This window comes from Janthinobacterium sp. SUN211, from assembly GCF_030587315.1.
Lineage (GTDB): Bacteria > Pseudomonadota > Gammaproteobacteria > Burkholderiales > Burkholderiaceae_D > Janthinobacterium > Janthinobacterium kumbetense.
Map to the genome: position 1 here is coordinate 439,548 of NZ_JAPWIC010000003.1, position 13,923 is coordinate 453,470.

The 13,923-nt window shown below is 61.0% G+C and carries 10 protein-coding genes; 5 read left to right on the forward strand and 5 right to left on the reverse strand.

Translation table 11 applies throughout. The features are described 5' to 3' along the window. Positions 1–79: 79 nt before the first annotated feature. Complete coding sequence (gene rpoC, locus O3301_RS13255; protein WP_034753138.1) at positions 80–4,321, forward strand: DNA-directed RNA polymerase subunit beta'; 4,242 nt, start codon at positions 80–82, stop codon at positions 4,319–4,321. Positions 4,322–4,388: 67 nt separating this feature from the next. On the opposite strand, the gene O3301_RS13260 is transcribed toward rpoC, so the two are convergent. Beyond that, the gene (locus O3301_RS13260; protein WP_305056585.1) at positions 4,389–5,834 is read right to left on the reverse strand and encodes an FAD-dependent monooxygenase; all 1,446 of its coding nucleotides are present in this window, start codon (positions 5,832–5,834) and stop codon (positions 4,389–4,391) included. A gap of 80 nt (positions 5,835–5,914) precedes the next feature. Here O3301_RS13260 and O3301_RS13265 point away from each other — a divergent pair, with 80 nt between their 5' ends. From O3301_RS13265 to O3301_RS13275, 3 genes are all read left to right on the forward strand, one after another. Beyond that, positions 5,915–6,565 carry a TetR/AcrR family transcriptional regulator C-terminal domain-containing protein gene (locus O3301_RS13265; protein ID WP_305056586.1) on the forward strand — a complete coding sequence of 217 codons (651 nt, stop codon included), beginning with the start codon at positions 5,915–5,917 and terminating at the stop codon, positions 6,563–6,565. A 222-nt stretch (positions 6,566–6,787) separates the two neighbouring features. Beyond that, the gene (locus O3301_RS13270) at positions 6,788–7,468 is read left to right on the forward strand and encodes an ArsR family transcriptional regulator (protein WP_305056587.1); all 681 of its coding nucleotides are present in this window, start codon (positions 6,788–6,790) and stop codon (positions 7,466–7,468) included. 76 nt (positions 7,469–7,544) lie between these two features. After that, positions 7,545–8,384 carry an HDOD domain-containing protein gene (locus O3301_RS13275; RefSeq protein WP_099668278.1) on the forward strand — a complete coding sequence of 280 codons (840 nt, stop codon included), beginning with the start codon at positions 7,545–7,547 and terminating at the stop codon, positions 8,382–8,384. A 73-nt stretch (positions 8,385–8,457) separates the two neighbouring features. On the opposite strand, the gene O3301_RS13280 is transcribed toward O3301_RS13275, so the two are convergent. The 4 genes from O3301_RS13280 to O3301_RS13295 all read right to left on the reverse strand — a co-directional run bounded on the left by O3301_RS13280 (position 8,458) and on the right by O3301_RS13295 (position 13,160). Continuing rightward, positions 8,458–10,269 (reverse strand): DUF885 family protein, encoded by a 1,812-nt coding sequence (locus O3301_RS13280; protein WP_305056588.1) that lies wholly within the window; start codon positions 10,267–10,269, stop codon positions 8,458–8,460. Between the two features lie 260 nt (positions 10,270–10,529). Further along, entirely contained in the window at positions 10,530–11,627 is a 1,098-nt protein-coding gene (locus O3301_RS13285; protein WP_305056589.1) for a M48 family metallopeptidase, read from the reverse strand. Further along, the gene (locus O3301_RS13290; RefSeq protein WP_305056590.1) at positions 11,624–12,790 is read right to left on the reverse strand and encodes an HPP family protein; all 1,167 of its coding nucleotides are present in this window, start codon (positions 12,788–12,790) and stop codon (positions 11,624–11,626) included. The genes O3301_RS13285 and O3301_RS13290 overlap by 4 nt, the downstream gene beginning before the upstream one ends. Before the next feature lie 79 nt (positions 12,791–12,869). Continuing rightward, a complete protein-coding gene (locus O3301_RS13295; protein WP_305056591.1) occupies positions 12,870–13,160 on the reverse strand; it encodes a DUF3349 domain-containing protein in 291 nt (96 codons plus the stop codon). Positions 13,161–13,314: 154 nt separating this feature from the next. Between O3301_RS13295 and O3301_RS13300 the strand changes: the two genes are divergently transcribed. Beyond that, a complete protein-coding gene (locus O3301_RS13300) occupies positions 13,315–13,827 on the forward strand; it encodes a co-chaperone YbbN (RefSeq protein ID WP_305056592.1) in 513 nt (170 codons plus the stop codon). Positions 13,828–13,923 lie beyond the last annotated feature (96 nt).

A 13,923-nucleotide genomic window follows, 5' to 3' on the forward strand; every position in this document is an offset into this window, starting at 1 on the left:
ACACAAAGCCCGGCTGGGAAACCACGCCGGGCAATGTAGTCTCAGGAATATAGAAATTTAATCACCTCTGGAGTGATACATGAAAGCACTGCTCGATCTATTCAAGCAAGTACAGACCAACGAGACCTTCGATGCAATCAAGATCGGTCTCGCTTCGCCTGAGAAAATCCGTTCGTGGTCCTACGGCGAAGTCAAGAAGCCGGAAACCATCAACTACCGTACCTTCAAGCCTGAGCGCGACGGCCTGTTCTGCGCCAAGATCTTTGGCCCGATCAAGGATTACGAATGCCTGTGCGGCAAGTACAAGCGCCTGAAACACCGTGGCGTGATCTGCGAAAAGTGCGGCGTCGAAGTCACCCTGGCCAAAGTGCGCCGCGAGCGCATGGGCCACATCGAGCTGGCTTCGCCTACCGCGCACATCTGGTTCCTGAAGTCGCTGCCGTCGCGTCTGGGCATGGTCCTGGACATGACCCTGCGGGACATCGAACGCGTGCTGTACTTTGAAGCATACGTCGTGACCGATCCAGGCATGACCCCGCTGAAGAAGTGCCAGATCATGTCGGAAGACGACTACGCCGCCAAGTACGAAGAGTACGGCGACGACTTCACCGCCTTCATGGGCGCCGAAGGTATCCGTGAACTGCTGCGCTCGATCGACATCCACCGCGATGCCGAAACCCTGCGCGTGGAACTGAAGGAATCGAAATCCGAAGCCAAGATCAAGAAATACGCGAAGCGCCTGAAAGTGCTGGAAGCGTTCCAACGTTCGGGCATCAAGCCTGACTGGATGATCATGGAAGTGCTGCCAGTGCTGCCGCCGGAACTGCGTCCGCTGGTACCGCTGGATGGCGGCCGTTTCGCGACCTCGGATCTGAACGATCTGTATCGCCGCGTCATCAACCGTAACAACCGTCTGAAACGCCTGATGGAGCTGCGTGCTCCAGAGATCATCACGCGCAACGAAAAGCGCATGCTGCAAGAAGCGGTCGATTCGCTGCTGGACAACGGCCGTCGCGGCAAAGCGATGACCGGCGCCAACAAGCGTCCGCTGAAATCGCTGGCAGAGATGATCAAGGGCAAGGGCGGCCGTTTCCGTCAAAACTTGCTGGGCAAACGCGTCGATTACTCCGGTCGTTCGGTCATCGTCGTGGGCCCGCAATTGAAACTGCATCAGTGCGGCTTGCCGAAACTGATGGCGCTGGAACTGTTCAAACCATTCATTTTCAATAAACTGGAACTGATGGGTCTGGCTACCACGATCAAGGCAGCGAAAAAGCTGGTCGAGATTCAAGAGCCGGTCGTGTGGGACATCCTGGAAGACGTGATCCGTGAACATCCGATCATGTTGAACCGTGCACCAACCTTGCACCGTCTGGGCATCCAGGCGTTCGAGCCAGTCCTGATTGAAGGCAAGGCCATCCAGCTGCACCCGCTCGTCTGCGCCGCATTCAACGCCGACTTTGACGGTGACCAAATGGCGGTCCACGTTCCTCTGTCGATCGAAGCGCAGATGGAAGCACGCACTTTGATGCTGGCATCGAACAACATCCTGTTCCCATCGAACGGCGAACCATCGATCGTTCCTTCCCAGGATATCGTGTTGGGTCTGTACTACGCGACCCGCGAAGCGATCAATGCGAAGAACGAAGGGATGATGTTCCCTGACGTATCGGAAGTGATCCGCGCCTACGACAACAAGGAAGTCGAACTGACGACCCGCGTTACCGTGCGTATTACCGAATACCCGAAAAACGCCGAAACGGGCGAATTCGAGAAAACGGTTACCCGCTACGAAACGACGATCGGCCGTGCGATCCTGTCGGAAATTCTGCCTAAAGGCCTGCCGTTCTCCGTCCTGAACCGCGCGCTGAAAAAGAAAGAAATTTCCAAGCTGATCAACACGTCGTTCCGCAAGTGCGGCCTGCGCGCCACCGTGGTGTTCGCAGACAAACTGATGCAATCGGGTTTCCGCCTGGCGACACGCGCCGGTATCTCGATCTGCGTCGACGACATGCTGGTACCGCCTCAAAAAGTCACGCTGATCGCGACGGCCGAGTCGGAAGTCAAGCAGATCGAACAGCAATACGCCTCGGGTCTCGTGACCGCCGGCGAGCGTTACAACAAGGTAGTCGATATCTGGGGCAAGACCTCGGATGAAGTCGGCAAGGCCATGATGGACCAGCTCAAAGTCGAAGACGTGATCCGCCGCGACGGCACCAAGTCGACGCAAGAATCGTTCAACGCCATTTACATGATGGCCGACTCCGGCGCGCGCGGTTCCGCAGCCCAGATTCGTCAGTTGGCCGGTATGCGTGGTCTGATGGCCAAACCGGATGGCTCGATTATCGAAACGCCGATTACCGCGAACTTCCGCGAAGGTCTGAACGTTTTGCAGTACTTCATTTCGACCCACGGTGCGCGTAAAGGTCTGGCCGATACGGCGCTGAAAACGGCTAACTCCGGTTACCTGACGCGTCGTCTGGTTGACGTGACGCAAGACTTGGTGGTGATCGAGGACGATTGCGGCACCATGAACGGCGCCGTCATGAAGGCACTGGTCGAAGGTGGTGAAGTCATCGAACCGTTGCGTGACCGTATCCTCGGCCGCGTGGTGGTGCATGACGTCGTCAATCCTGAAACCCAGGAAACGCTGTACGAAGCCGGCACCTTGATGGACGAAGACATGGTCGAAGAGATCGAGCGTCTGTCCATCGATGAAGTCAAGGTTCGCACGCCACTGACTTGCGACACGCGCTTCGGCCTGTGCGCCAAGTGCTATGGCCGCGACCTGGGCCGCGGCATGCTGGTCAACGCCGGCGAAGCCGTCGGTGTGGTGGCAGCGCAGTCGATTGGTGAGCCTGGTACCCAGCTGACCATGCGTACGTTCCACATTGGTGGTGCGGCATCGCGTGCAGCAGTGGCATCGTCGGTGGAAGCCAAGTCGAACGGTACCATCCGCTTCACGGCAACCATGCGTTACGTGACGAACGGCAAGGGCGCGCAAATCGTCATTTCCCGTTCCGGCGAAGTGCTGATCACCGACGACCATGGCCGTGAGCGTGAGCGTCATAAAGTACCGTACGGTGCGACCCTGATCGTCAAGGACGGCATGGTCATCAAGGCCGGTACGGCCCTGGCAACGTGGGATCCGCTGACCCGTCCGATCATTACCGAATACGCCGGTCAAGTGCGTTTCGAGAACGTCGAAGAAGGCGTCACCGTAGCCCGTCAGGTCGACGAAGTGACCGGTCTGTCCACCCTGGTGGCGATCGATGCGAAACGTCGTGGTTCGCTGACGAAAACGCTGCGTCCGCAAGTCAAGCTGATCAACGACGCGAACGAAGAAGTCAAGATCGCCGGCACCGAACACTCGGTGGCGATCGGCTTCCAGGTCGGCGCGCTGATCATGGTCAAGGACGGTCAACAGGTATCGGTTGGTGAAGTGCTGGCACGTATTCCTACCGAATCGCAAAAAACGCGCGATATTACCGGTGGTCTGCCACGCGTTGCGGAACTGTTCGAAGCGCGCTCGCCGAAAGATGCCGGTATGCTGGCGGAAGTCACGGGTACGGTTGCGTTCGGTAAAGAAACCAAGGGCAAGCAGCGTCTGGAAATCACGGACATGGACGGCAACAAGCATGAGTTCTTGATCACCAAGGACAAACAAGTGCTGGTGCATGACGGCCAAGTCGTGAATAAGGGCGAGATGATCGTGGACGGCCCGGCCGATCCGCAAGACATCCTGCGCCTGCTGGGTATCGAAGCGCTGGCACGTTACATCGTTGACGAAGTGCAAGACGTGTACCGTCTGCAAGGCGTGAAGATCAATGACAAGCACATCGAAGTGATCGTGCGTCAGATGCTGCGCCGAGTTCAGATCGTTAATGCCGGCGACACCAACTACATCGTTGGCGAGCAGGTAGAGCGTTCGGAACTGCTGGACGAGAACGATCGCATGGCCGTTGAGAACAAGATTCCAGCGACCTACGAAAACGTTTTGTTGGGTATTACCAAGGCATCGCTGTCGACCGATTCGTTCATCTCGGCCGCATCGTTCCAGGAAACCACCCGCGTGCTGACCGAAGCGGCGATCATGGGCAAGCGCGATGGTCTGCGCGGCCTGAAAGAGAACGTCATCGTCGGCCGTCTGATTCCTGGCGGTACGGGCCTGGCCTTCCACCGCGCACGCAAAGAGAAAGAAGCGTGGGAAGTGGAAGAGCGTCAAGCACTGCTGCTGGCCGAGAAAGCCTCGATGGCCGGCGAAGCTGCCGAAGCGCTGCAGGACATCGAAACCCAGCAACACCACGGCGACGAAGCGTAATCTGCGCTGCTAGCTGACAAGAACGGCACCTTCGGGTGCCGTTTTTTTTCGTCTTGAGATAAGTCAATCAGACTGCGTGATCCGCATAACCGTCGGGCCGGATCAGCAGGCTTTTGATGCCGGCCAGTGGCTGGCAGCCGGGTTTGATGGTCAACGAAGTGAGCCAGGCCGCATCGAAACGGTACGGTTGTGCTGCGTGCGCGGCATTGCCAACGACCAACTGCAGCCATTTTCCCGCGTGCAGCAGTTCATGGATGCCCACGGCCGTGCCGTCGGCCAGGCGCAGCAGCCAGTCGGGCACGCGCCGGCCGATCCAGTCTGCGCTGCCGGTGCTCGCGTCAGAGCCCAGCGAGATGGGATAGCGCACGCCAAAGCCGGACAACTCGCTGGCCAGCGCGCGGTTGACGTCCGGTTGCGCCAGCATGTCGCTGATGGTGGCGCGCAGGGCCAGGGTGCGCGCGTCAAAACGCGTCAGCATGGCCGTTTGCGCGAGGGTATTGTGCTGCAACGACACGCCAACGGGATGGCGCTCCGCATGGTAGCTGTCGAGCAGGCTGTCCGGTGCATAACCCTTGAGCACGCCGGCCAGCTTCCAGCCCAGGTTCATCGCGTCCTGCATCCCCACGTTCATGCCCTGGCCGCCTGCCGGCATGTGGATGTGGGCGGCATCGCCGGCCAGGAAGACGCGTCCTTGGCGATAGCCTCGGGCCAACCGTGTTTCGTCGTTGAAGCGCGACAGCCAGCTGGCGTCATGCAGGCCGAAATCGTAGTCCGCGATGGCCGTGCTGGCCTGCGACAACTCCTCCAGGGTGGCCGCTTCCGCCGCCGCAACCTGGGGGCGGCGCGCATTCAGGGTGATGACGCGGTAGCGGCCTTGCCCCAGCGGTACGATCATCAGGCTACCCGCTGCGTTCGTCAGGGACAGCATGGGTGACGCGGGCGGATGGCGCAACTGAACATCTCCCATGAGCATACTGCACGTGGCCGCCACGCCGTCGAAGGCGATGCCCGCCTGCTGGCGCACGAGGCTGCGAGCGCCATCGGTGCCGATCAGGTAACGGGCACGCAGGCAGAATGGGGCGCCATCGTGCGTGCCGGCGACCGTGACGCCATCGTCATCCTGCTGTGTCTGTTCCACGAGCGCGCCGCGAACAATTGCCACGCCGTCTCCCAGCAATTGCTCTTCCAGCAGGCGTTCCGTCGTATTTTGCGGCAGGAACAAGGTGTAGGGATGGGGCGTGTCGAAGCCGGAAAAGTCGAGCCGGGTATCGAGGCCCGCATAGTGACCGCTGGACAAGGAGGTGCCCAGCGCAACAAAGCGCTGATCCAGGCCCCGCAAGCCCAGCATTTCCAGGGTGCGGCCATGGATGGTCAGCGCACGCGAATGCGCGCTGCGCTGCGGCCGCCGTTCCAGGATGGCCACGCGGATGCCGGCCAGGCGCAATTCGCAGGCCAGGGCCAGGCCGACGGGGCCGGCTCCGACGATGATGACTTCGATATCGCTATTGTGCATGTCGCCCTCAATCTAACGTTGTTAGTCTGTGCAAAATGGTAAACTAACGACGTTAGAGTTTCAAGGGAAATGACAGGAAAATGAAAATTCAACGCGAAGCCGTGGTGGCCAGGGCGCTCGAGCTGCTGGACGAAGTGGGTATCGAAGGCTTGACCATGCGCCGCCTGGCCGACGCGATGGGCATCAAGGCCGCTTCGCTGTACTGGCATTTCGCGAACAAGCAGGCTTTGCTTGATGGCATGGCCGACGTGCTGATCGAAGACGTGGCAAGGAGCATCGATGCGGATGCGGGCTGGGAAGCGCAGTTGCGCCAGGTGGCGGCGCAAATGCGCACGGCGTTATCGGCCCGCCGCGATGGCGTGCGCGTCTTTGGCGGTACCTATGTGATATCGGAAAACGTGTTTCGCGTCGCCGAAGCGTTAATCGGTCCGATGCGTACAGCCGGGGCGTCGGAGAAACTGGCCAGTTGGAGCGCATTTACGCTGCTCTATTATGTGCTCGGTTTTGTCATGGAAGCGCAAGGCGCGGGACCGGGAAGCGCTGCGATGCATGCATTATCGAACCGGCGTGCCGCTTTCGCCGCCATGGCGGCCGACCATTATCCGCATGTGCTCGCATCCATGGATGCCATCTTTAATGCGGAAATCGACGACCGTTTTAATGCGGGTCTCGCTTTGATTATGATCGGCTTGCGGGAAAAAATTAAAATGAATCAAGGTATATATAATTAATCTGTCCGGCATCCACATATTTTGATGGTCAGGCATATTCAATCACCTTCTTTTTCCCCGAATTTTTACTGTTGCCTTATTCGCTTTGTAGTGAGCGCTCACATTGATTTTCCTCTTCGGCGCTGTTACGGGGCGTGCCGTGGCGTGTCCGGCGATACCGAGTACCGCCAGCACGGCCGCCACTGGTCGCGGCCGGCACACGTGTTGCGCAAATGTCCGGGCATGGCGGGTCACGCCAATTATCAGTTTATTCATGCTAAGATTTGGCGCATGATTGCCCAAGCCCTGTTTACTCCCGCCCAGCAGAAACTGCTGGGATTGCTGTTTGTCCGCGTGAATGAAGGCTTTCACTTGAACGAGATCATGCGCCTGACCGGCCTTGGCAGCGCGTCGGCGCAACGGGAACTGCGCCGCTTGCATGAGTCCGGCCTGATAACGTCGGAGCGGATCGGCAATGTGCGGCGCTTCTGGCCCAACAAGGAAAGCCTCGTGTATCCGGAATTGAGCGGACTGGTGCAGAAAACTTTCGGCATCGTTGGCGTCCTCAGCATGACTCTGGCGCCATTGCGTGCCCAGTTGCACCTGGCATTCGTGTCGGGTGCCACGGCGAAGGGACAGGACATGCCTGGCAGCGCCATCGATTTGCTGCTGGTGGGCGAAGAAGCCAATTATGGCGATCTGTTGACGGGATTGGCGCCGGCCGAGCGAACCTTGAGGCGTAAAATCAATCCCAACTTATATACGCTGGCCGATTATCGCCGGCGTCTGCGTGAAGGCCAGCCATTTCTGCTGCAGGTATTACAGCAGCCGAAGTTGTTTGTCATCGGCGATGAATCGCAATTGCATGCGCTGGCATTGCCAGATTCTTCCATGCAGGCGAATGACACGCCATCTGTATTCTAAAGACCGGGCCTGGCATTCAATTTCTGACATATGAAATTTTGGGCTGGGAAAATATCTGAGGCGGATTGATCGTATGATGAATAAACTACAGGCTTTCGGTTTAATTGTTTCCCAGGCAGTGCGGGGAGAATTAACGTTTCCCACGAGTGTGAATTCCGCATTGCAATTGCAATTGGCCCTGGCTGAACCGGACTGCCATATCGACCATGCGATCAAGCTGGTTCTGGGCGAACCCTTGCTGGCGGCGCGCACGGTCGCGCTGGCCAACTCGGCCGTGTACAGCCGCGGCGATGCGGCGCCCGTGACCAGCGTGCGCGCCGCCGTGATGCGCATGGGTTACCGCAATCTGTACGCGCTGGTGGCGGCCATGGTGGTGCGCCAGTTTGGCAGCAAGATCATCGACCCCGTCCTGCGCCAGAAGGCGACCCAGCTGTGGGAGCACACGGCCCATGTGGCGGCGCTGGCGCACGTGCTGGCCCGCCGCGTGACGCACGTCGATGCCGACACGGCGCTGTTCGCCGGTATCGTGCATGAGGTGGGCGGCTTTTATTTGCTGTCGCGTGCCGATGAGTTCCCCGGCTTGCTCGACGATGATACGGATCACTGGATGGAGTCCGCCGAAGAGATCATTTCCCGCGAAGTCATGAAGAAGCTGCTGATCCCGCTGGCCGTGAGCGAAGCCATCGAAGGCTTGCGCGATGGCTTGCTGTCCATCCCGCCCGACTCCCTGCTCGATACCTTGTTGTTGGCCAAGCAACTGTCGCCCGTGCCGTCGCCCTTGCAGCTGACGTACGTGGAAATGCTCACGCCCTCCGATTCCGTCATCGATTTCATTATCGACAACGAGACCCTGCAAAGCATCCTGGCCGAATCGGCCGAGGAAGTACACTCGATGAGCGCCGCGCTGCTGGTGTAGCTGGAAACGCCCGCGGCGAAAAAAAACGGCAGCGCCATCGAGGTGCTGCCGTTTTGTTTTCAGGCGCCGCCGCTTACTTCTGCTGCGCGATCCAACGGTCGACCTTGGCTTCCAGCAGCTTCAGGGGCAGGGTGCCGTCGCCGAGTACCACTTCGTGGAACTTCGGCAGGCTGAACTTGTCGCCCAGCGCTTGCTGTGCGCGCTGGCGCAGTTCGACGATTTTCAGCGAACCGATCTTGTAGCCCAGCGCCTGGCCCGGCCAGGCCATGTAGCGTTCCGTTTCGCTTTTCGCCACGGCGTCGTAACCGAGGGTGTCGCGCATGTACTTGATCGTCTGCTCGCGCGTCCAGCCCTTGGTGTGCAAGCCCGTGTCGACCACCAGGCGCACGGCGCGCAGCATCTCGTCGTTCAAGTGGCCGAAATACTGGGCCGGATCGTCGAACAGGCCCATTTCCTTGCCCAGGGTTTCCGCATACAGGGCCCAGCCTTCCGTGAAGGCATTGTTGCCGCCGAAACGGCGGAAGTTCGGCAAGTCCATCTCTTGCACCAGCGCCAGGTGGAAATGGTGGCCTGGCTTGCCTTCGTGCAGGAACAGCGTGGTCATGCCTGTGTCGCCATACAGTTTCGGATCCGTGACGACGGACCAGAACACGCCCGGGCGCGAACCGTCGGCGGCCGGCGCCGTGTAGTGGTCGGCGGCCGTGTCGCGGCTCAGTTCAGGTTCCAGGCGCAAGTCCAGCGGCGCCTTCGGCACCAGGGTGAACAGGGCTGGCAATTTGCTGTCCAGCAGCACGTTCAGCTTGCGGTAGACGTCGAGCACTTCCTGCTCCGTCTTGAACGGGCGGTATTTCGCCTGTTCCGACACCCACACGGGCAAGCCGGCCGCCGGGCCGTTGTAGCCCATCTTCGGGCCCACGATCGCGTACTGTTCCTGGATGCGCGCCACTTCCTTCAAGCCGATGGCGTGGATTTGCTCCGGCTTCAAATCCGTGGTGGTGCTGCTGGCCACACGTGCCTGGTACCAGCTAGCGCCATCGGGCAGGGCGCTCCAGCCGCTGCTCGTGCGGCCGGCCGGCAGGTAATCGCGTTCCATGAAGGTGGACAGACGCTGCAGCGCAGGCATCAGCTTGGCCTCGATGATGACGGTGTAGGTTTGCGTCAGGCGCGCCTTGTCCGCGTCGGAAAAGCTGGCCGGCAAGTTCTTGATGGGCGTGTAATAGACGCTCTCCTGCGGCGTGGCGCTGACGAGTTTCTTGAATTGTGGCAAGGCCGATTCCGTCAGCGCCTTCGGCAGCACGATGCCTTTTTGCATGCCGACTTTCATATTGGCGATGGCCTGGTCTATCCAGCCCGGCAACTGGCCGATACGGCTCAGGTAAGCGTCATATTCTTTGACCGTGGTCAAAGGCTGCGATGCCTCTCCACCCGCATAATTGGCCAGGGTGACGGGCATGCTGTCCATCTGGTTCAGGGGCAACAGGTATTCCGGGAAGCGCTCGAAGCTTAGCGCCGTGGCCAGTTCATAGTCGAGGATATCGTAATTGATCTGGTCCTGGTGCGACAGCTGCGCGCGGGCAATGCTGCGCAGGGTCTTCTGGTACTGGCGGTACAGCGCGAATTGTTTTGCGCGCGCGGCGGGCACGATGGCTGAACCGATTTGGTCGTCGAAACGGTTGTCGCCGCTCTCGGTGGCATTGATCGGCTCGAAACGGGCCAGCGCATCGTAGTATTGGTCGGCCAGCACTTTCAGCTGCTGCTTCGCTTTGGGCGCGCTGACGGCCACGGTTTTGGCTGCGGGCTGGGCCGCTTGCGTCATGGGCGCATGGGCGAGCAACAGGGAGATGGCCAGGGTGCCGAGGGTGCCGGCGGCAAAACGATGCTTCATGCGCGAGATCCTTTGTAAGGAGGGAATGAACGGAGGCTTACAACGCCTAATAAAACCGTAGCGAGCGGAAGGAAGTTGTGGTCGAGAAGCGCAACTGTACGAAGGTACAGTGAGCATCGCAGACCGCAAATTACGACGCGCAGTAGGTTTTGATAGGCGTTCTTGGCGGGGTCGGGGTGGCCGTTCAAGATGGAACAGCCGGGGCGTAAGCATACGCCATTGCCCAGTGCGTTTGGACAAATTGTGCGGGAGAAATGTTGCTATTTGTCCGCTGGCGCGACCAGGGCTTTCATCGCCTGCCAGTGCTGGCTGGCCAAGGGGACGCAGGCAGGGCAGGGCGTGGCGGCGATCAGGCTGCGGATCTGCTGCGCGCGCGCCGCCGTTTTCGGGTGTGAGGAAATCCATCCCGGTACGCTGGCCTTGTCCTTGTCGTCGAGCTTCTGGAAAAAGCGCAGCATACCGTCCGGGCGGATTCGCGCGCGCTGCAAGGCCAGCAAACCCAGGCGGTCCGCCTCTTCCTCCATGTCGCGGCTGAAATACAGGGTGCCGGCCTGGTGCGCCAGCATGGCGGCCACGGCGCTGATGTCGCCGATGGTCACGCCCACCAGGGCGCCCCAGCCCAGGCTGCTGATCATTTGCCGCAGCGAATGGCGCTGCTCCACGTGCTGCACTTCATGCGCCAGCACGCCGGCCAGCTCGCCCGGATCCCCCGCCTGGCGCAGCAAGCCCGTATGCACGACGATGATGCCGCCCGGCATGGCAAACGCGTTGACCGTGTCGTCCTGCTTGACGAGCCAGCGGTACTGGTAGCGTGAACCGGTCGTCAGCTGGCGGCCGATCTCCTGCACTGTTTGCTGCGCCACGCTACTCTCGCTGATGCCGCCTTGCGCGCGCACTTGCGCCAGGGCCAATTCGCCCAACTGCTTTTCCGTCGACAGGGGAATCAGCCCCGCCAGCGCGCCGACGGCATGGCCGCCTTGCCACCACAGCAGGGCCGTGGCAACGACGGTGGCGCCCGTCAAACCGAGCAGCCAGCCCGACACCTGCCGCCGGTTGCGCTGGCGCTCGCCCCACAAACGCTGCAGTTGCGGTTGCAGCGTCGCCGGCGCTTCGCGCAAGACGATGGCGATGTCCTCCGCGCCGAGCGGTTTCAGCGACGCTTGCCGTCCTTGTTCGTCGAGCCAGTTCAGGAACAGCTCGGGTCCATCGACGCCGCCGACGCTGACGACCACTTGTGCGATATCCATGCTGAGCCCTGGCGCGTCGATGGCCAGCTGGTTGCCGAAGAAATATGCGCTGACGGGCGTGCCGGCCGAACCACCCTCGGGGCCAGTCAGCAGTGCCTGGAAGGGCGTCATGCGGCTGCCTCGGCAAAGCGGCTTTCGTACAGGGCCGCCATCAGGTCGGACTGGCTGATGATACCGGCCAGGCGTTCATCCTCGTCGAGGATGGGAATATGGTGGTAGCCGGCGTCGGCCATCAGGGGCACGAGGTCGATGATGGGCGTGCCCAGGCGGGCCGTGTGCGGTGACGGCGTCATCAGCTGGCCCACCACTTCCGGCTTGTCGCCGTGGGACAGGCCGCTGCGCTGCAGCAAGCCGCGCAGCCGCTGGCGCATGCCTTGATAATCGTCGAGGCCGCCATGGCGCAGGAAATCCGTCTGCGTGATGATGCCGATGACGCGGCGTGCCCGGTTCAGCACGGGCAGGGCGCCCACCTCGTGCTCGCGCATGGTACGCCAGGCAACATCGAGCGGCGTGCCGAATTCCACGTTGAGCACATCCTTCGACATGATGTCGGCGCAGGTGACGACGCCGAAACGGCGCTGGTAGGCGCGCATTTCCGTTTGCAGGAAGATGGCTTGCAAATCGTCGCGGCTGATGTCGAGCACTTCGCTGTGCTGGCGCAAGACGGCATCGAGGTCGTCCGGCGAAAAGCCCAGGCGGTTGCTGGGTACGTCATCCCGGGTGGCGTGCGGATGCGGTGCCACCAGTTGCTGGATGTGCGGGTAGCGACGCCCCGTCAGGTTGTTGTACAGCACGGCGCAAGCGACCAGCACGGCGGAATTGAACAGCACGGTGATGAAGACGAACTCAAAGCCGGCCGCATGCACGCTGGCGCCGCCGACCACGGTGGTGAGCGCCACGGCCCCGCCCGGCGGATGCAAACAGCGCAGGGCAAACATGGCGCCGATGGCCAGGCAGGCGGCCAGCGCCGCCACGCCTACGCTCGATCCCAGCCACTTCACGCAAGCCATGCCCACCAGGCCGGAGACGACGTTGCCGCCCACCACGGACCACGGTTGCGCCAGCGGGCTGGCCGGCAGGCAGAACAGCAGCACGGCAGAGGCGCCCATGGGCGCGATCAGGTAGACACTGGCGCTGTCGGGGGCCAGCAGGAAGTGGCAGATGAGTCCAGTGAGCAACAGACCGCAGATGGCGCCCGCGCAGGCGCGCAATTGTTCGCGGCGGCTGCCGTTGTTTGGTTGCGGCAGCCAGCGTGCCAGGAAAGAAGTTGTCATGGGGAGGGCGCGTTCGGGCCGCGTTGCTCTGTGTGAGCCCGATATTATCCCATGCGTTCCATTTCGCTGCCTGCGGGCATTAATCCCCGGCGCAGACGGCGTGCAGGCCGTGCCGCGCCAGCAAGTTTCTGGCCGCCGCGATGGCGGACGGTTCCCGCTTGCTGCTGGCGCAGGCATGGATGTCATTGAGGACCGTCGCCGCATCCTGGTGCGTGACGGCGGCCATCAGCTCGGCCAGGTTGCGGTCGGAAAAGTGTTCATACAGCAGGGCCAGCACGGCGAAGTACGCCGAGTCTGGCATGCCGCCGGGATAGGTGCTGCGCAGCATGCGCGCGGCGCCGGATAGCGTTGGGGGCAGGCTGTCTGGCATGTTCAAGCGGCTTATACTTGGCGTGCTTATACGTTTTTCGCATAAGCACAGTGCAATTAAATGGTGGATATTTCCTACAGGTACGCATATTCTAGACAATCACGCCCGCTGGCAGCTGTTCAGCTGGCTTCACGATCTCTCTCAGGAGTCCCGCATGCGCGTTTCCCGTTTCGTTTTCCTTTTCTTTGCCAGCCTGCTGCTTGCCGGCACCGCCGTTGCCGCCGCCCCCACACCGGCCAACCCTGTCGCCACGCCGCATTTGCCGTACAACGCGGCGGCCGACGCCAAGGCCGACGTGGCCCGCGCGCTGGCCGAGGCCAAGGCGGCGCACGTGCCAGTCCTGCTGATCTTTGGCGCCAACTGGTGCGAGGATTGCCGCGCGCTCGACAAGGCCTTGAAGGAAGGCAAGAATGCCGAGCTGATGCAACAGCAGTTCAAGGTCGTCAAGGTCGACGTGGGTAACTTCGACCATAACCTTGACGTGGCGCAAGCCTATGGTAATCCGCTCAAGAAAGGCATCCCCGCCGCCGTGCTCGTATCGAGCGACAACAACCAGATGCTGTACGCCACCAAGGGCGGCGAACTGGCGAATGCCCGCCGCATGAGCGAGAGCGGCATTTATGATTTCTTCAAGCAAGCGGCGAGCGTGAAAGCGCCGGCGATTTAAGCGTTTTCCAGCACCCTTAAAATTCTTCCCACGCATCGCTGGCCGGCGCTGTCGGGCGCGCTGCGGGTGCCGCTGCCTTGGCCAGTGCCGGACGGG

Coding starts and splice junctions, on each gene's coding strand:
- O3301_RS13285 (WP_305056589.1), bottom strand. CDS start 11,627: ATGACGCCCTTCCAGGCACTGCTGACTGGCCCCGAGGGTGGTTCGGCC.
- O3301_RS13295 (WP_305056591.1), bottom strand. CDS start 13,160: ATGCCAGACAGCCTGCCCCCAACGCTATCCGGCGCCGCGCGCATGCTG.
- O3301_RS13300 (WP_305056592.1), top strand. CDS start 13,315: ATGCGCGTTTCCCGTTTCGTTTTCCTTTTCTTTGCCAGCCTGCTGCTT.
- O3301_RS13275 (WP_099668278.1), top strand. CDS start 7,545: ATGAATAAACTACAGGCTTTCGGTTTAATTGTTTCCCAGGCAGTGCGG.
- rpoC (WP_034753138.1), top strand. CDS start 80: ATGAAAGCACTGCTCGATCTATTCAAGCAAGTACAGACCAACGAGACC.
- O3301_RS13260 (WP_305056585.1), bottom strand. CDS start 5,834: ATGCACAATAGCGATATCGAAGTCATCATCGTCGGAGCCGGCCCCGTC.
- O3301_RS13280 (WP_305056588.1), bottom strand. CDS start 10,269: ATGAAGCATCGTTTTGCCGCCGGCACCCTCGGCACCCTGGCCATCTCC.
- O3301_RS13290 (WP_305056590.1), bottom strand. CDS start 12,790: ATGACAACTTCTTTCCTGGCACGCTGGCTGCCGCAACCAAACAACGGC.
- O3301_RS13270 (WP_305056587.1), top strand. CDS start 6,788: ATGGCGGGTCACGCCAATTATCAGTTTATTCATGCTAAGATTTGGCGC.
- O3301_RS13265 (WP_305056586.1), top strand. CDS start 5,915: ATGAAAATTCAACGCGAAGCCGTGGTGGCCAGGGCGCTCGAGCTGCTG.